The 18,758-nt window shown below is 37.3% G+C and carries 14 protein-coding genes and 1 CRISPR repeat array; of the genes, 12 read left to right on the top strand and 2 right to left on the bottom strand.

Features of this window, described 5'->3' with window-relative positions; genetic code table 11:
• Window positions 1–206 precede the first annotated feature (206 nt).
• From cas5c to NST97_RS10555, 7 genes are all read left to right on the top strand, one after another.
• Window positions 207–923 carry a type I-C CRISPR-associated protein Cas5c gene (gene cas5c / locus NST97_RS10585; RefSeq protein WP_130158748.1) on the top strand — a complete coding sequence of 239 codons (717 nt, stop codon included), beginning with the start codon at window positions 207–209 and terminating at the stop codon, window positions 921–923.
• Window positions 924–2,810 (top strand): type I-C CRISPR-associated protein Cas8c/Csd1, encoded by a 1,887-nt coding sequence (gene cas8c / locus NST97_RS10580; protein WP_340882148.1) that lies wholly within the window; start codon window positions 924–926, stop codon window positions 2,808–2,810. It begins immediately after the preceding gene.
• 1 nt (window position 2,811) lies between these two features.
• Window positions 2,812–3,663 (top strand): type I-C CRISPR-associated protein Cas7/Csd2, encoded by an 852-nt coding sequence (gene cas7c, locus NST97_RS10575; protein ID WP_094244424.1) that lies wholly within the window; start codon window positions 2,812–2,814, stop codon window positions 3,661–3,663.
• The gene (gene cas4 / locus NST97_RS10570; RefSeq protein WP_340882142.1) at window positions 3,653–4,312 is read left to right on the top strand and encodes a CRISPR-associated protein Cas4; all 660 of its coding nucleotides are present in this window, start codon (window positions 3,653–3,655) and stop codon (window positions 4,310–4,312) included. Before cas7c ends, cas4 begins: the two co-directional genes overlap by 11 nt.
• The gene (gene cas1c / locus NST97_RS10565; RefSeq protein ID WP_094244426.1) at window positions 4,309–5,340 is read left to right on the top strand and encodes a type I-C CRISPR-associated endonuclease Cas1c; all 1,032 of its coding nucleotides are present in this window, start codon (window positions 4,309–4,311) and stop codon (window positions 5,338–5,340) included. Before cas4 ends, cas1c begins: the two co-directional genes overlap by 4 nt.
• Before the next feature lie 9 nt (window positions 5,341–5,349).
• Window positions 5,350–5,640, top strand: coding sequence for a CRISPR-associated endonuclease Cas2 (gene cas2 / locus NST97_RS10560; RefSeq protein ID WP_094244427.1), 291 nt, complete (start codon window positions 5,350–5,352; stop codon window positions 5,638–5,640).
• Between the two features lie 167 nt (window positions 5,641–5,807).
• Window positions 5,808–9,761: a CRISPR direct-repeat array (repeat unit 32 nt; unit sequence GTCGCATCCTCTATGGATGCGTGGATTGAAAT).
• Between the two features lie 626 nt (window positions 9,762–10,387).
• A complete protein-coding gene (locus NST97_RS10555) occupies window positions 10,388–12,091 on the top strand; it encodes a methyl-accepting chemotaxis protein (protein ID WP_144598419.1) in 1,704 nt (567 codons plus the stop codon).
• A gap of 115 nt (window positions 12,092–12,206) precedes the next feature.
• Here the strand turns inward: NST97_RS10555 and NST97_RS10550 are convergent, their stop codons facing one another.
• A complete protein-coding gene (locus NST97_RS10550; protein WP_066250083.1) occupies window positions 12,207–12,536 on the bottom strand; it encodes a CHY zinc finger protein in 330 nt (109 codons plus the stop codon).
• A 656-nt stretch (window positions 12,537–13,192) separates the two neighbouring features.
• Between NST97_RS10550 and NST97_RS10545 the strand changes: the two genes are divergently transcribed.
• From NST97_RS10545 to NST97_RS10535, 3 genes are read left to right on the top strand one after another with little or no spacing between them, the layout of a single operon-like run.
• Window positions 13,193–13,759 (top strand): tyrosine-type recombinase/integrase, encoded by a 567-nt coding sequence (locus tag NST97_RS10545; RefSeq protein WP_130157422.1) that lies wholly within the window; start codon window positions 13,193–13,195, stop codon window positions 13,757–13,759.
• Window positions 13,760–13,813: 54 nt separating this feature from the next.
• On the top strand, window positions 13,814–14,314 hold the full coding sequence (locus NST97_RS10540; RefSeq protein WP_066250077.1) for a cation:proton antiporter regulatory subunit: 501 nt from the start codon (window positions 13,814–13,816) through the stop codon (window positions 14,312–14,314).
• Window positions 14,315–14,324: 10 nt separating this feature from the next.
• Window positions 14,325–15,551, top strand: coding sequence for a cation:proton antiporter (locus NST97_RS10535; protein WP_144598418.1), 1,227 nt, complete (start codon window positions 14,325–14,327; stop codon window positions 15,549–15,551).
• Between the two features lie 338 nt (window positions 15,552–15,889).
• On the opposite strand, the gene tnpB is transcribed toward NST97_RS10535, so the two are convergent.
• A complete protein-coding gene (tnpB, locus tag NST97_RS10530) occupies window positions 15,890–17,008 on the bottom strand; it encodes an IS200/IS605 family element RNA-guided endonuclease TnpB (protein ID WP_339193944.1) in 1,119 nt (372 codons plus the stop codon).
• Between the two features lie 86 nt (window positions 17,009–17,094).
• Here tnpB and NST97_RS10525 point away from each other — a divergent pair, with 86 nt between their 5' ends.
• Entirely contained in the window at window positions 17,095–17,229 is a 135-nt protein-coding gene (locus NST97_RS10525) for a hypothetical protein (RefSeq protein WP_264467635.1), read from the top strand.
• Between the two features lie 158 nt (window positions 17,230–17,387).
• Complete coding sequence (locus tag NST97_RS10520) at window positions 17,388–18,746, top strand: transposase family protein (RefSeq protein ID WP_341343141.1); 1,359 nt, start codon at window positions 17,388–17,390, stop codon at window positions 18,744–18,746.
• Window positions 18,747–18,758: the final 12 nt, after the last annotated feature.

Raw genomic sequence — 18,758 nt, 5'->3', positions numbered from 1 at the left:
ATCAAAAGGGTGCCAATTACTTTTGGTGCACCCTCTTTCAAATAATATAATATATTTTTCAATCCACGCTTTTAAAAGCGACAATTTATTATACCATAATCAAGATTCAAATATTATATTTCATATAATATATTATTTAAGTTGAATATTTTCTGAAAAAAGATTATTATTAAATTATTAAAAAATTCAAAAAGGAGGTGTCTGTATTGAGAAACGCTATTGAATTTGAAGTTTATGGTGATTACGCCTTATTCACGGATCCTTTGACAAAAATGGGAGGTGAAAAGCTGTCCTATCAAGTGCCAACCTACCAGGCGTTGAAAGGAATTGTCGAGTCGATTTATTGGAAGCCCACCATACTTTTTATCATTGATGAGGTTCGAGTGATGAATCCGATTCGAATGGAATCCAAAGGCATTCGGCCAATTGAATATGGCGGGGGAAATACACTGGCTCATTATACGTATTTAAAAGACGTAAGATATCAAGTGCGTGCACATTTTGTTTTTAATCCGCACCGTCCTGATCTTGCTTTTGATCGCAACGAACATAAGCATCACAACATACTAAAACGTTCACTGAAAGCTGGAGGACGAAGAGATATCTTTTTAGGCACTAGAGAATGTCAAGGGTATGTTGAACCGTGTGTATTTGGTGAAGGTGAAGGATTTTATGACGATTATGGCGATATTCATCTAGGTACCATGGTTCATGGGATTAATTACCCAGATGAAACCGGTAGAAACGAAATGGAAGTACGTCTATGGAATCCAGTTATGAAGAATGGCATTATTCAGTTTATTAGGCCAGATCAATGTACACATGTTCGAAAAATCAAAAAAATGGATCCGAAGCATTTCGATAAAACAAATATTGAATCTGCTGATGAACTGTTAAATCAATTAGGAGGGGGAGGTGAATAAATGAGCTGGTTATTAAATTTATATGAGACATATGAATCCAATTTAGATCGTGTAGGTGTAATGGAAAAAAAGCATAATGAACAAGAGTATACTTTGTTGCCGATTTCTCATACGACTCAAACCGCGCATATTACAGTGAATATCACAGAAGACGGGCAATTCCATTCGGCAACAGTCATTAAAGAGGTGACTGTCATCCCTTGCACAGAAGATGCCGCGAACCGGACTAGTACGAAAATAGCCCCTTATCCGCTTCACGATAAATTAAGTTATGTAGCAGGCGATTTTGTTACATATGGTGGAAAAATAAAAAAAGAAGAACCTTTTAGCTATTATATTCAACAGTTGAAAGATTGGGCAGAATCACCCTATGCAACAAAAAAACTAAAAAGTATTTATAGCTATTTAAGTAAGAAACGATTAATTAAAGATTTAGTGGATGAAAAAATTTTGTACTTAGATGCTGAGGGTTATTTAATAGATAAATGGGATAAAAAATACGAATCTTTGTATGGTAGTAAACCACCCATATTTTCAGTAATAAATGGCGGTATAGAGAGTGCCTTTATTCGATTTAATGTTTATTCGCCTAATAAAATACTAACAAAGGTTTGGGAAGACCCTGAAATGTATGAATCTTTTATTTTATTTTATAAAGATTTGTTAAGTGATGAGGATCTATGTTATGTAACGGGAAAAAGGCTGCCAAGCACTGACAAACACGCAAACAAAATTAGAAATGCTGGCGATAAAGCGAAACTAATTTCTGCCAATGATACGAGTGGTTTTACGTTCAGGGGACGTTTCCATGAAAGTAATGAAGTGGCCAGCATTAGTTATGATGTTTCCCAGAAGGCGCATAATGCATTGAAATGGCTGATTAACAGGCAGGGAAAAATCATTGACCAACGCGTGTTTCTTGTATGGGGAAATGATGAAATTAATCTTCCAGATCCGACAGAAGATACTTTTGCTATCCATCCCATGCCATTAGAAAAAAAAGAAAGAAAATCGTTTACGAATCAGGAATTTGCCAATGAAGTAGCCAAAGCTTTGGAGGGGTATAAAGCGAATCTGACAACAAAGTCCGAGGTGAATATTTTAATCCTTGATTCTGCTACCCCGGGGCGTCTTGCGGTGCTTTATTATCGAAATATGGATAGAAAACTGTATTTGGATAGACTGATTAAATGGCATTCGACTTGTGTGTGGCTCCATCGTTATCGAAAAGATGAACAAAAGAAAACGGTTCAATTTTACGGGGCTCCCGCGACTAAAGATATCGCGTTTGCTGCTTACGGGCCGACAGCAAATGATAAAGTGGTGAAAGGGCTGATGGAGCGCATCTTTCCTTGCATTGTCGATGATAAAAAAATTCCTCTGGACATTATAAGAAGCGCTTTTTATCGCGCTTCAAATCCAGTGGCAATGGAAAACTGGGAATGGGAAAAAACGTTAAGTATTGCCTGCGCTTTAATTAATAAACAGGAGGGATTAAATGTGGCGCTAGATACAGAAAATAACGACCGCGATTATTTATTTGGCCGTTTATTAGCAATTGCGGATGTGTTGGAAAGACGCGCTTTAGATTCTGATGAAACGCGAGCTACTAACGCCATCAGATATATGAACGCTTTTTCCAAACACCCCGCAAGAACATGGAAGATCATTCAGGAAAGTATTCAACCTTATCAAATGAGGCTCGGGACAAGAGGGCTATATTTGTCCAAACTAATTGATGAAGTGGCTTCTAGAATGAAATTTGAAGATTTTAATAACAAACCGTTATCTGGTAAATACCTATTAGGTTTTTATAGCCAACGACATGCATTATATCAAAAATCAGAAAAAAATACTGAACCATCTAATGAAGTAGGAGGAATGTAATATGTCAATCTTAGATCATAAAATTGATTTTGCTGTTGTATTATCGGTTAAAAAAGCCAATCCGAATGGAGATCCATTGAATGGAAACCGTCCGAGACAAAATTATGACGGACATGGAGAGATTTCGGATGTGGCCATTAAACGGAAAATCAGAAATCGACTGCAGGATATGGGAGAGTCCATTTTCGTTCAATCGAATGATCGAAAAGTCGATGATTTTAAAAGTTTAAAAGAGCGTGCAGAAGCACACCCGGAATTAAAGAAAATTATGAGTTCTAAAAACGGCTCAAGTGAAGAGTTTGCGAAGATAGCTTGCCAGTTATGGATAGATGTCCGGGCCTTTGGTCAAGTTTTTGCCTTTAAAGGATCCGATTTATCTGTCGGTGTTCGTGGTCCTGTTTCAATCCATACGGCAACAAGTGTCGACCCTGTTGATATTGTCAGCATGCAGATTACAAAAAGTGTAAATTCTGTAACAAATGAAAAACGCAGCTCTGACACTATGGGAATGAAGCATCGTGTTGATTTTGGTGTGTATGTTTTTTACGGCAGTATGAATACGCAATTGGCAGAAAAAACAGGATTTACAAATGAAGATGCTCTAAAAATCCAACAAGCTCTTGTTACATTGTTTGAGAATGACGCATCTGCTGCGAGACCTGAAGGAAGCATGGAAGTGCACAAAGTTTATTGGTGGGAGCACAATTCAAAACTGGGACAATATTCTTCCGCTAAAGTTCATCGTTTATTAAAAATTGAAAAAAATGTGGAAGAACCAAAATCGATTGATGATTATACGATCACTTTAAATGAGCTAGATGGTTTAAAAGCTGTGGTCATCGATGGTAAATAATGAGGAAGAAATTTATTTAATGTTGTCCGGTATTCAGCATTTTCAATTTTGTAGACGCCAATGGGCTCTCATTCATATTGAACAGCAATGGGAAGAAAATGTAAGAACGATTGAAGGGCAATATCTTCACCGAAAAGCTGACAAGCCATTTATTCGAGAAAAGCGTGGCAATAAACTGATTGTTCGTGCAATGCCTGTAAAGTCAAATGAACTGAAAATTACCGGTGTTTGTGATGTTGTTGAATTTGTTAAAGATAATAATGGTGTAGAAATAGTGGGTGCTGAAGGAAAATATGTTGCCTATCCTATAGAATATAAACGAGGAAAGCCGAAAATAGATGATTCAGATATATTGCAATTAACAGCACAAGTTATGTGTTTAGAGGAAATGTTACTTTGCAAAATAAACATAGGATATATGTTTTATAACGAGATAAAACGGAGAGTAGAAATACCTATAACATTAGAAAATAAAAATAAAGTAAGGTCAATTGTCTTAGAAATGCATGATCATTATAAGCGCAAGTATACGCCTAAAGTGAAAACTGGATCTTTTTGCAAAAACTGTTCCCTCCAAAATATTTGTTTGCCAAATTTAATGAATAAGCGGACTGTAAAAAGTTATATTGAAGGAAAGATAAAAGAATGAAAAAACTGCTTAACACATTATTTATCACTCAATCAGATGTTTATTTATCATTAGACGGCGATAATATTGTCCTTTTAAAAGAGAATGAGAAGATAGGTAGATTGCCGCTTCATAATTTAGAATCAATCGTATCCTTTGGCTATACTGGTGCAAGTCCTGCATTAATGGGATATTGTGCAGAAAAAAATATTTCATTAGTTTTTTTAACTAAGAACGGTCGATTTCTGGCAAGAGTGATCGGAAAAAGCAAAGGTAACGTCATCCTTAGAAAGAAACAATATCGTGTGTCTGAAGATGAAGTTATGTCGGTAAAAATTGCACGTAACTTCATTATTGGAAAGATTTATAACAATAAATGGATAATAGAAAGAATGACTAGAGATTATCCATTACGAGTGGATGTAGCTCTTTTTAAAGAAATCTCTCAACATTTATCATCTATCATTCATGATGTGCGAGAGTGTGAAGATTTAGAAAGATTAAGAGGTTTGGAAGGGCAAGCTGCTATAAGTTACAATAAACTGTTTAATCAGATGATATTACAGCAAAAAGAGGATTTTTATTTCCACTCGCGATCACGAAGACCGCCATTAGATAACGTGAATGCAATGCTTTCATTTGCTTATACGTTATTGGCAAATGATATGGCATCAGCGTTGGAGGGGGTTGGTCTCGATGCATATGTTGGTTTTTTGCATCGAGATCGACCAGGAAGAGCATCTTTAGCTTTAGATGTAATGGAAGAATTGCGGGGTGTTTACGCAGATAAGTTTGTCTTAACATTGATTAATAAAAAAATTGTTAACAAAGAGGATTTTATAAAAAAAGAAAATGGAGCTGTAATTATGACAGATGAAGCTAGAAAGAAATTCTTATCTGCATGGCAAAATAGAAAACAAGACAAGATAACACATCCATATTTAGGCGAGAAAATAACTTGGGGATTAGTTCCACATGCACAAGCTTTACTATTGGCCCGTCATTTACGTGATGATTTGGATGAGTATCCACCATTTTTATGGAAGTAGGTGTAAATTTTGTTAGTTTTAATAACTTATGATGTTAGTACTGTAAGCAGTGCAGGACAAAAAAGATTAAGGAAAGTGTCAAAAGTATGCCAAAATTATGGCCAACGAGTCCAAAATTCAGTTTTTGAATGTAACGTCGATGCAGCCCAATTTACAGCTTTAAAATTAGAACTTACCAATATTATTGATGAAAATAAAGATAGTCTCAGGTTCTATCAACTAGGAAACAATTATAAGTCTAGAGTAGAGCATATAGGTGTGAAAGCATCACTTGATTTAGAGGATCCTATAATTTTTTAGTGCGAATGTATAGTGAGCTTGAAATTCTTGATGCATTCGCACCTGATTTTTTTGAAATTATTGCCATATTTTATTTTTTTTTGAAAAAAGTTCTTTATTTTTATAAAGAAAATGGCGGTTTTTTGTCAAAATTACATCAATTTAAGTAATTTTGAGAAAAAATCGCTGTCGCATCCTCTATGGATGCGTGGATTGAAATTTGATCAAAAACATAAGGAAATTTATCTGTTCCCCGTCGCATCCTCTATGGATGCGTGGATTGAAATATGCGCTAGATAACGTTGGAAAAGTTAAGTTTTCGTCGCATCCTCTATGGATGCGTGGATTGAAATCGAATCGCTCGGACTGGGTATATGTCAGTGTGTCAGTCGCATCCTCTATGGATGCGTGGATTGAAATACCAAATTAGTTGCTCCAGCCTTATTTGTATGCTCGTCGCATCCTCTATGGATGCGTGGATTGAAATAATCGTTACATACGGCTTTTGCGTTTCGTCCGGCGTCGCATCCTCTATGGATGCGTGGATTGAAATTCAATCGGTTGTCGGGTAATTGCGACGGACGCAGCAGTCGCATCCTCTATGGATGCGTGGATTGAAATTCGCTCATATAAACCGGCAAGCAACCGGTAAAGCCGTCGCATCCTCTATGGATGCGTGGATTGAAATACAGCTTTCAGCACGATAAAGACCGACTATTGAAGTCGCATCCTCTATGGATGCGTGGATTGAAATCTTTTGCGAGGTGAAAATATGAACGGTTTGCTGTTGTCGCATCCTCTATGGATGCGTGGATTGAAATCCTGCCGGAAGGATCTGTTCGACGGGATCTCCGGCGTCGCATCCTCTATGGATGCGTGGATTGAAATAGGCTGATCAGATCGCAACGAAGGTTAGCAGAACGTCGCATCCTCTATGGATGCGTGGATTGAAATTGTGACAAATGGTATTATGGACATACTTCGAATACGTCGCATCCTCTATGGATGCGTGGATTGAAATTCCTTTCAGAATGTATGTTCGATTTTAGGTTTATAAGTCGCATCCTCTATGGATGCGTGGATTGAAATTTTCGTTTTATAATATTCATCTCCGTCTATGACCGTCGCATCCTCTATGGATGCGTGGATTGAAATTAATTTGTTGCTCTGTTACCCTTGCCTGCACCCACGTCGCATCCTCTATGGATGCGTGGATTGAAATACCATCAAAGATTCTGGTCTGCTGATTTTCCCATGTCGCATCCTCTATGGATGCGTGGATTGAAATTGCAACGCTCGAATTACCATGCTGCCTTTGTTGCGTCGCATCCTCTATGGATGCGTGGATTGAAATCGTTCCTGGAATTGGATTTAAACCAGCTGCGATCAGTCGCATCCTCTATGGATGCGTGGATTGAAATAGTACCGAATTTTTACAAACCGAAATGGACTGGTGTCGCATCCTCTATGGATGCGTGGATTGAAATACTGTCTATGGGGAACCAGTTGCACAAGGTCGGCCGTCGCATCCTCTATGGATGCGTGGATTGAAATTTGATGGTATGAGTATTAAAGCAATATCAAAACAGTCGCATCCTCTATGGATGCGTGGATTGAAATACCATATTGAAGAGTTGAAGGACAATCCGGAAAAAGTCGCATCCTCTATGGATGCGTGGATTGAAATGCTTTTACGTTGATGAAGGTATTTCTGCAAAAGACGTCGCATCCTCTATGGATGCGTGGATTGAAATTAAATCCATCACAGCGCCGATCTCAATTCGATCAGGTCGCATCCTCTATGGATGCGTGGATTGAAATAATATGATTTAAAGGCTTATGTATAATTAAATTATCGTCGCATCCTCTATGGATGCGTGGATTGAAATACTTTTCCTCCAAACTTTTTTTGTCCTTTCCGAGCGTCGCATCCTCTATGGATGCGTGGATTGAAATTCTATATGAACATAGGTTTGCTATTAAGGATAAGGTCGCATCCTCTATGGATGCGTGGATTGAAATATCACTCTTGTTGCAGCAATGGCACAATGGGAACGTCGCATCCTCTATGGATGCGTGGATTGAAATAAGTCTGCAACAGAAGTATACGACACTAGTACAGCGTCGCATCCTCTATGGATGCGTGGATTGAAATCTGTACTGTTGGTAATATTTTATGTAACAACTCAAAGTCGCATCCTCTATGGATGCGTGGATTGAAATGAAACAGACAGATATGGCCGGTTATTGAGAATCGTCGCATCCTCTATGGATGCGTGGATTGAAATATCGAAGAAGAGAAAGACGGTGCGATTGCCTATGTCGCATCCTCTATGGATGCGTGGATTGAAATCTTTTTCGTCAAAGTAAAACCCGTTGCGCTCGGCGTCGCATCCTCTATGGATGCGTGGATTGAAATTTTTTTCGGTGTATCAACCTTTTTACCAACAACCGTCGCATCCTCTATGGATGCGTGGATTGAAATGCGCCGACATAATTAAAGGCGAATCGGTTAGCACGTCGCATCCTCTATGGATGCGTGGATTGAAATGCCGATACCTTTTTTATCGATAGCGAGAATCTCGTGTCGCATCCTCTATGGATGCGTGGATTGAAATTAGTAAGACAGCCACTCTTGAATTGAATGTATGCGTCGCATCCTCTATGGATGCGTGGATTGAAATCTTTCATAATCTTTTTATCCGCTTGCTCTGGATCGTCGCATCCTCTATGGATGCGTGGATTGAAATCGTTTTTGTAAACTCCTTTATTCGGTGGAAATGTAGTCGCATCCTCTATGGATGCGTGGATTGAAATAGGGTAGATATCACATTATGCTGTCATACTTTAAGTCGCATCCTCTATGGATGCGTGGATTGAAATGTGTTTTTCTTAATCCCAACAGAAAAACCAGCAGCGTCGCATCCTCTATGGATGCGTGGATTGAAATAATTTGTTTGCGATGTTTTTGAAAACAAATTTGATGTCGCATCCTCTATGGATGCGTGGATTGAAATTCTACGAAGGGATACGGAGGCATTTTGGACGTACGTCGCATCCTCTATGGATGCGTGGATTGAAATATTTTCTATCATATTTATACACTGTCCTAATGGTCGTCGCATCCTCTATGGATGCGTGGATTGAAATTTGAAAGGTAAACCTCAATTAGTCCCTATTGAAGTCGCATCCTCTATGGATGCGTGGATTGAAATGTGTTTTTCTTAATCCCAACAGAAAAACCAGCAGCGTCGCATCCTCTATGGATGCGTGGATTGAAATAATTTGTTTGCGATGTTTTTGAAAACAAATTTGATGTCGCATCCTCTATGGATGCGTGGATTGAAATAACCAAAAACAAGGTATACAGTTGTTTGTGTTAAGTCGCATCCTCTATGGATGCGTGGATTGAAATCCTTTCTCGCTTGTATGCCAATAAAAGGCGCACAGTCGCATCCTCTATGGATGCGTGGATTGAAATATGAAAGGGGGGTAACGAAAGAATGGCAGTTCCGTCGCATCCTCTATGGATGCGTGGATTGAAATTTGTGAAGTTGCTTTCGCTTTTTCTCCCGACATTGTCGCATCCTCTATGGATGCGTGGATTGAAATATTGACGTTCCTCCTTTAGTCGTTTATAATTCGGTCGCATCCTCTATGGATGCGTGGATTGAAATAGTTGACATTTGAACAGTTTTCATTAGAGACAGCGTCGCATCCTTTATGGATGCGTGGATTGAAATATTCTTTTACAATTTCATTTTAGAAGGCTTTGCAGTCGCATCCTTTATGGATGCGTGGATTGAAATTTTTTAACTTTTCTGTGGCCTCATGCGCAGCATAAAGTCGCATCCTTTATGGATGCGTGGATTGAAATACGAGGATTTTTTCGAGCAGGAGCAGCGTCAAGTCGTCGCATCCTTTATGGATGCGTGGATTGAAATTCAGACAGCGCATTAACAGAGCGCCAGCAAAAACGTCGCATCCTTTATGGATGCGTGGATTGAAATATGCGTTGCAGCAGACAACCGAAGACCAAACCCCGTCGCATCCTTTATGGATGCGTGGATTGAAATCTTTATATCCCACTTAGTTTAGATAAAACATTGAGTCGCATCCAATACGGATGCGTGGGTTAAAATACTCCATATCCCCCTTTGCTTTATACATGTCTGAATTGTCACATCTTTTTAGATATGTGAAGAGATTGAAATTTCACAATAATTTGTGTTGAGTGCCTTATTGCCCAAGTTTGTTGTAATCCTTAAGTTTTTTAATGAAAATATTTTTGTAAAGGTTTAAAATGAAACATATACTAGTGCTTTTGTCATAATGCAAGAGAAATTAGCATTGCATGAATCAGAGGCTGGTTTAGGGGGAGTTTCCAATGGCTTGAAAAAGCGGTGAGACGATAATGAATATAAGCTTCTAAAGGAAAAATATTTTATCTATTTGGTTAGCATTCGGCTTGCTTCTTATTCGTGATGCCATTCGGAAAGATTTTATATTGCATTTTTCCCGAAATGGTTGTTTTTATATTTTAGTCGGTGCTAAAAATAGAAAGATTTTTGGTTATGCGGCAGCTTAAGTGCTTTCTGGTTTACCTGTTTTCTTTTTAGTATTTTCCGGCTCTTTTGCAACGGCTATATTCAAATAGCTTCCTGCTTTGCCGCTTTCATTTTAGTGATTTCATACGTTCTTTGCCGATGTGTAACCTCCAACTAGAAAAAGAAAAAAAGTTACATAAGAAGGTACGAGGGGGATTATTATGATACGGATGTATAAAAATTTAAATATTGGCTGGAAATATTCAATTGGTTTGATCGTAACAGTGGGATTATTTATTATAGCGTCTATTATTATAGGGAACCAATTTTTTCAAATAAAAAACAACATTGAACAAATTGACCGTAGAGGAGAAAAGGCTGTACATATAACAGAAATGGCTTCGCTTTTCAGAGCTGCTGACATACGAGTGGCCGATTATATAAATACAATGGATGAAAAAAACTTGCAAGAGTTTAATGATCGTATGCAGGAGTATGAAGACAAAAAGAAGGGAATAGAGTCTCAACTGGAGACTAAAAATCAACGGGATTTATTAGCAAATATTGAAACAAACAAGGAAATGATTAATGATCTGTTTTTAAACCAGCTAGTTCCGGCTTTGAAGGGTGGAAACAAGGAAGAAATCGGCAAGTTAAGAGAACAAATCGCTGAATTGCGTACAGAAACAGTTGCTCAGCTAGATCAATTGACAAAGGCCGTAGAGGAAGAACGCATTGTAGCTGTCAATCAAACATTAAATGTTATGCAGCACAGCCTACTCATATTGGTTTTATCTGTCCTTTTATCAATCGTTCTCGGGGTAACAGTGGTTTTTCTTATTACGCGGACTATAAGGAAAAATTTACTTGTAGCAGTAAAAATGGCGAATCAAATCGCAGACGGGAACCTGCAAGGTCATGCAGTCATTTATGACGGTAAAGACGAAATCGGCCAATTAATCAATGCTATGAATAAAATGAAAGGAAACTTGCATCAGATTATTGGACATATGACAAATGTTTCAGGCAATTTAAGCAAACAAAGCAGAACGCTGTCACAATATTCCGAAGAGGTTCAGCAAGGCAGCCAACAGATTGCTTCTACCATGCAGGAATTATCAAGCGGTGCTGAAGAACAAGCGAACTCTGCATCAGAGCTATTAGAACAGATGAATGAATTTGAATCGATCGTAACAAATGTGTTAAAAAATCAACAAGAAGTGCAGACATTTTCAGACTCCATGCTTACTCTGACGGAGGATGGCAGTCAGGCAATGATAAAATCAATCGAAAAAATGGAATCAATTGATGCGAAAATTCAAGGTTCACTCGCAATGGTAAAAGGGTTAGATACAAAAACAAACGATATTGCCAATTTAATTAACGTCATCCAAGAAATTGCCGATCAAACCAACCTTTTAGCGTTGAATGCTGCGATTGAGGCTGCGAGAGCAGGAGAACATGGAAAGGGTTTTGCAGTTGTCGCTGATGAAGTGCGCAAGCTTGCAGAACAGGTAGCTTCCTCTGTTTCGGAAATTACTTCTATCATTCAAGGCATTCAAACTGAATCTAAAAATGTTGTTATTTCATTGGAGGATGGCTATAGAAACGTAGCAGAAGGTACGGAAACTATTTCCAAAACAGGTGATATCTTTAATGAACTAAAAGAGACCATTAAAAAAGTCTCGCATAAAATTCGCGGTATGTCAGAATCGATTAACAGTGTTCTTGACAATACGAAAAAAATGGGAGAATCCATTGAAAGTATTGCATCTGTATCAGAAGAATCTGCAGCTGGAATAGAAGAGGTGACAGCTACTGCTGAACAGTCTAATTCTTCTATGAAGGAAGTAGCAAATTCAGCAAAACATTTGGATAAAGAAGCAATGGATTTTGATCGATTAATACAGCAGTTTAAAATTTAGTTAGTTTTTGAGATTGTATGTAACACACGTCTATTTTAAAAAATGAGGGCCATTTCAAACTTTGATAAATGTAAGTTTGAAATGGCTTTTTGTAATGCGTTTTGAAATGAATTTTTTAAGTTTCAAAATAATAATGACGGTGAAGTCCACAGCCTGGATTAAACTGCGCATTGCAGTTCGGGCATTGATATGCACTGTGCAAATACTCATTAATAGTCAATTCTTTCCCGCAATGGCCGCATAAAATCGCCTTCTCATCAAACAAGGCTTTGGGCCAAACTTGTGGATTTCCGCATCCCTCTTCCTCATGGCATTTATGACATGGATAATAAGTCTGGCAGCAATAAAATTTGATTGCAATAATATCCACATCTTTATGGTAATGCTTGCAACGAGATTGTCTGTCGACGACTTTACCTTTCACTTCTATTCCATTTATGTGCATTGGCTTTTCACCCCAGTTCAAAACGTCTTTATCATGTGCCACAAACAGAACGAAAAATCGTCATTTTTTTATATAAAAGTATAGCATAACTGTTTCTTTCAATTGTGCTTGGTTGTGATGACTTTGGGGGCTGTCTTAGAAAGTCAAATCGCCATTGAAAACAAAAAATCATAAACACCGATATATCAACGTTTCTAAAACATTAATGAGGGCGTCAATAAGCCGATTTTCTAGAAATAGATCAGTCTTTTCTTGATGATTTTGTGATATTGAGCAAAAACGATTATTTTAATGGCGCACAATATGGGTTTAGGGCATGCCGCAAAAGGACAAAGGTGCAGTTCGAAATTTGGGAAGCGATGAGGTTCAAGCGAAATTCATAAAAGTGCAAGATTTAAAGCAGGTACCTAAATTGTTTCCTATGAAATGGAATAAAGAAAATACTGTATGCAAAATTGTTTAAAGAAGGCTTGAAACGGGCAGGATTACATATTAAAATTCCTCTTTTTTAGGAATAACAGAACTGCTAAACATAAAAACAACAGTTTGTTTACCTTATCCCTTATTTTCGTCTTAAAATACAAAGCTTTGTTTGCGTGTTACATAATAATAGTATATAATAGTATTAAGTAACGTGGATTAAGGGGAATAACTATATGGAATATGTTGAAGCTCTAAGAGATATAAAACAAATCAATGCCATGAAAAGATATTTAAAAAAGCATTCAGAGCGAGATTATGTACTCTTTGTGTTTGGCATCAATACCGGTTTAAAGATCACAGAAATATTGGAAATAAAAGTAGGAGATGTTTTGGGGGATGACGGCTACATAAAGGATTTTTATCTGCTTCCACATAAAGAATCTAAAACGACTAAGGAAGTGTATCTCAACCAAAAAGTAAAAAGGGCGATTCTCCACTATATCCAATCGAGACAATTGAACCGCGAAGATTATTTATTCCAGTCCGCGAAAACGAAAAAGCCCATCACGCGTCAACAGGCTTACCGCATTATCCATCGTGCCGCAGAAGCGGTCGGCATACAAGGGAAAATTGGAACGAACTCTATGCGTAAAACCTTTGGATTTCATGCCTATAAACGAGGAGTCGCCATTTCTTTGCTTCAGAAATATTTTCACCATTCGTCTCCTTCTGAAACACTCAAATATCTAGGAATTTCGAAAGATGAAAAAATTAGAACGGAAATTGATGTAAACCTTTAATATTCAACAACCTTAATCCATTCATTTAAAACATTTATAAGGAGGAATTTTTGCATGAATATTAGAGAAAGTGAACTTCCTGGAATTGGATATAAGTTTGAAATTATTACAAAGAACCAAGATAAGCTTGTTATTGTCATCCATGATGATGGACGGAGAGAAATTTATCATTTTGATTCAGATGATCATGATGAGGTTTTAAGTACTGCCACATTTGATGACTCAGAAGCAAGACAAATTGCTGGAATTTTAGGCGGAATGGCATATAAACCTAAAGCATTAGAAACCGTTGACTTTGCGTTTGATGATTTAATTATTGAATGGTATCAAGTAGAACCTGGTGCACCTGTTGTGAATAAAACGATCGGTGAGATTGATATAAGAAACAATTATGGAGTTACGGTCATAGCTATTAAGAAAAAAAAGACAAAGAAGACACACAACCCAGGTCCGGATACGGTGATTGAGGCAGGCGATACATTAGTAATTTCAGGAGAACGAAACCAACTAAAACAACTAGTTAACAACTTATTATCGAACAAAGGAAAGGAGTGAGGGTTTATAGATGGATCATTTAGTCTTTGAAGTTGGTACAGCACTTGTCCTTGTTGCAATTGCAGCTATTATCGCAAATAAGCTTAAATTTTCCATTATCCCTTTCCTGATTGTCCTAGGTATGCTTGTTGGCCCGCATGCCCCAACGATTGGGATTATCGACTTAACCTTTATTGAAAGTAAAGAAATTATCCAATTTTTAGGACGCATTGGTGTTCTGTTTTTGCTTTTTTATTTAGGTTTGGAATTTTCTGTTGGAAAATTGATGAAATCAGGCCGAAATATTGTGGTAGGCGGGAGTCTTTATGTAGCAATCAATTTTGTTTTAGGCCTTTTATATGGATTTATCGTCGGGATGCCATGGATGGAGACTCTTATTATTGCTGGGCTTGTCAGCGTGTCTTCCAGTGCAATCGTCGCCAAAGTCCTTGTTGATTTAAAAAGAACAGCAAATCCAGAAACAGAGTTAATCCTTGGGATCATCTTATTTGACGACATTTTCCTTGCTTTATTTTTAACCACAATGTCAGGTGTCTTGCTTGCCGGCTCTACTTCTGTCCTCGGTATCATTACCTCTGTTCTTATTTCGGTTGGCTATATGCTGCTGTTTTTTTTCATTGCACGAAAAGGTTCGCCTTTATTAAATAAATGGTTGAATATTAAATCTGACGAAATTTTCATTATTGTTATATTTGCTACATTGTTTTTTGTTGCTGGGTTTTCAGAAACCCTTCATGTTGCAGAAGCGATTGGCGCATTGCTGTTAGGTCTAGTTTTTTCAGAAACTGACTATCGAGACCGCATTGAACATATGGTAGTTCCGTTTAGAGATTTCTTTGGCGCAATCTTCTTTTTCAGCTTTGGATTGAGTATTGATCCATCAACATTAGCTGGTGCGATCTGGTTAGCTTTAGGCGCTGCCGCACTCACAATTGCTGGGAACTTTGTAGCTGGTATGATTTCGGGGAGGAAAGCGGGGCTATCCCATAAAGCTTCTACCAATATTGGTTTAACCATTATGGCTCGTGGAGAATTTTCGATCATTGTTGCAAATTTAGGAATTACAGCAGGATTAAATCCCATTTTAACTCCTTTTACTGCCCTTTATGTTCTTATTTTAGCGATCGTAGGACCGCTACTTGCGAAAGAAAGCAAAAATATTTACAAGTTTTTAAATAAGATTTTCAAATGGAGTAACACACCGGAAAAGAAAAAAATAAAAGTCCCAGGCGAGTAGCTCGCCAATGGGAAATTTTAAGCTCAATGAACATTATTATACACCAAAAACAGCTCTCAAGAAATATAGAAATAAAACGCGAAAAATGTACGTAAGCTGTTTTCAAAAATTTATTGAAAATGCAGGTTTTCTCCTTAAAACAGAAAACCTGCATTTCCTTGTAAACTATTACTTTGCGTACAAAATTTCGCATTTTTTGTTTGCGTTTCTTTAACGTATGGATCGAAGCGGCTGAACAGAATGTGCATTTGCTTGTTGACAGTTTCGCTACTTGAACTACCACTAGGCTAAAGCCGTAGTGGATTCCTAAGTACAGAGTTCTACCGAACTCTAATTGATTAGGCTATCCCCGTAGTTCCTACGGTTAATCGCAAGGCTTCCTTGCGAAGATTTAAACTTGCGTTAATATCTCGGTTATGATGGGTATGACAATTAGGACACACCCATTCACGCAATGCAAGATTTTTAACGTCTTTGTTTTTGTAGCCACAGCACGAACAAAGCTGGCTGGATGGAAAATTTTTCGATACGGTAACAACTTGCTTTCCGTACCATTTCGCTTTGTATTCTAACATCGTTCTAAATTGTGACCATGATACTTCGCTAATTGCTTTAGCAAGATTGTTATTTTTTAACATATTACTTACAGACAAATCTTCCATCCCGATAATGTCGTGGTTTTTGACAATATAGGTGGAGATTTTATGCAAGTAATCGTTTCTAGCGTTTGTGATTTTTTCATGAATACGAGCAACTTTAATTCGTTGTTTGTTCCAATTAGAACCACCTTTTTTACGTCTTGATAGAATCCGTTGTGCTTTTGCTAATTTTTCTTCTAATCTTCGAAAAAACTTAGGATTAGAGTAAATCGTTCCATCTGAAAGAATAGCAAATTCTTTCAAGCCGACATCTATGCCAACAGCAGAGTCAGTTTTAGGTAATTCCTGAACTTCTGTTTCTACAAGAATGGATACAAAATATTTTCCACTTGGATTACGTCTAATTGTTGCATTGAGAATGCGACCTTCTACTTCACGACTCTTTGCAAAACGAATCCATCCAAGTTTAGGCAGCTTGATTTTATTATCATCAATAGCAATATTGTCATTTGTATACTTTGTCGTGTAAGACTGAACAGGATTTTTCTTGGACTTAAAACGTGGTTTATCGTTTTGTTTCTTGAAGAAACGGGAATAAGCGTCAGCAAGATTTTTTAATGACGATTGAAGTGCAATACTATCCACTTCTTTTAGCCAAGTTAATTCTTTTTTTAATTGTGTTAACTGAGCAGAACAAGAATTATAAGTTAACCCTTTTCCTGCCTCTTTGTAAGTATTATCCCATTTTGCTAAAAAATGATTAAATACAAATCGACAGCACCCAAAGGTTTTATTAATTAATATTTCTTGTTCTTTGTTCGGATAGAGCCGAAACTTATATGCTTTATTTACAATCATTGATTTTTTACCTCCTTTAATATATACTAAAAGTATATACTTAATTAAAAAATATGTCAATAGTATATACCGAGGAGGATTGTAAAATGGAACGTATACCAAAATTAATTAAATTTCCTGTCGATTTAGTAACAAGAATCGAAGAGTACAAAAAAAAGAACAATATTAAAAATTTTTCAGTTGCAGTTTACGAATTAATTCGTAAAGGTTTAGAAAAATAATGGAATACATTTCTGAAAATCACAGTAAGCATTTACTTTTGTGCCACAGCCCTGAAGAGTAAAAATTCTTCGAGATAATTCCACCCAAACTTTGCCAAATATGTGATAATAAGGGTATATAAAAAACCTAATATATTGGCATTTGGGGGGATTTTTTTATGGTAACGAGGAAAGAAAAGCGTGAAATGGAAAAAGAGGTAAATTATTTATTCGAGTTGCTAAAAACGCAAAATCACTTTTTTAAAAATTTGAACAAATTACTTAAAGATGTTGATGATCCAAGGCACCAAAGCTATATCACCTATGACACGGAAGTCCTTTTGATGATGGTTATTTTGAAAAATGCATGCAACTTAAAAAGTATGCGCGAAATGACAAACGAATTTAATAAGGAAGAGTGCATTAAAAATTTGGGGAAATTGTTGGGGAATGAAGATTTGGAAGAACTGCCCCATTATGACACAATCAATGATTTTTTGGCACGAGTGAACCCGGCAGAACTTGAAAGGATCCGAATCGATATGATCAAGAAATTATTCAAAAAGAGGTGTTTTGAATCCTATCGTATCAACGGGAAATACTGGGGTATTGCCATAGATGGGACCGGTATTTTTACTTTTGACAAAAAACATTGTGAACACTGCCTGAAACGGGAGCGCAAATACATAGACAAGGAAACGGGTGAAGAAAAAATAAAGACCATCTACATGCATCATGTCTTGGAAGCCAAGTTAATTGTGGGAAATATGGTACTAAGTGTGGCCTCCGAGTTTATTGAAAATGAATCAGAGGACGTGGAAAAGCAAGATTGTGAGTTGAATGCTTTTTATCGACTGACTGCTAGACTGAAAGACACCTTTAAAAAACTGCCTATCTGTCTGATTGCCGATAGTCTTTATGCCTGCGAAAATGTATTTAAACAATGCAAGGCGAATAATTGGAACTACTTATTCCGTTTTAAGGAAGATCGTATTAAAAGCATCACCGATGAGTTTCAAGCGTTAAAAAATATGGAAGAGGAGGAAGGCAAGAAAGCCAATGTGGTAAAGATACGTGAAAGCGAACAGCGAGGGGAAATCACCTGGGTGAACGATATTGATTACAGAGGCTTTGGGGTGAATGTTTTCGAATGCGAATTAGAAGATGAAAAAAGAAAACAAAAATTTACCTTTATCACAGATATAAAAATCACAAAAAACAATGCAAAGAAACTGATGAACGCTGGCAGAAGCCGCTGGAGAATAGAGAATGAGGGGTTTAACAGACAAAAAAACCTGCGCTACCACATTGAACACGCAAGCAGCCAAGATTACAATGCCATGAAAAATCACTACCTATTAACCCAAATTACAGAGATTATCATGGTGTTACATGAGCATGGGTCAAAAATATTGAGAAGCATGAAGAAAACGATAAAAGAAATATCCTCGCGATTGTTAGAAGCCTTCCGTGGGCAAACACTAACAGACGAGGATATCGCACAACTGGGAAAACCTATGCAAATTAGGTTTACCTAGCGAATTAATTGT

The sequence above is a fragment of the Aeribacillus sp. FSL K6-1305 genome (genome assembly GCF_038050115.1).
Lineage (GTDB): Bacteria > Bacillota > Bacilli > Bacillales > Aeribacillaceae > Aeribacillus > Aeribacillus composti.
Note: the sequence above shows the minus strand (reverse complement) of the source record. Positions and strands in the feature narration are given on the sequence as shown.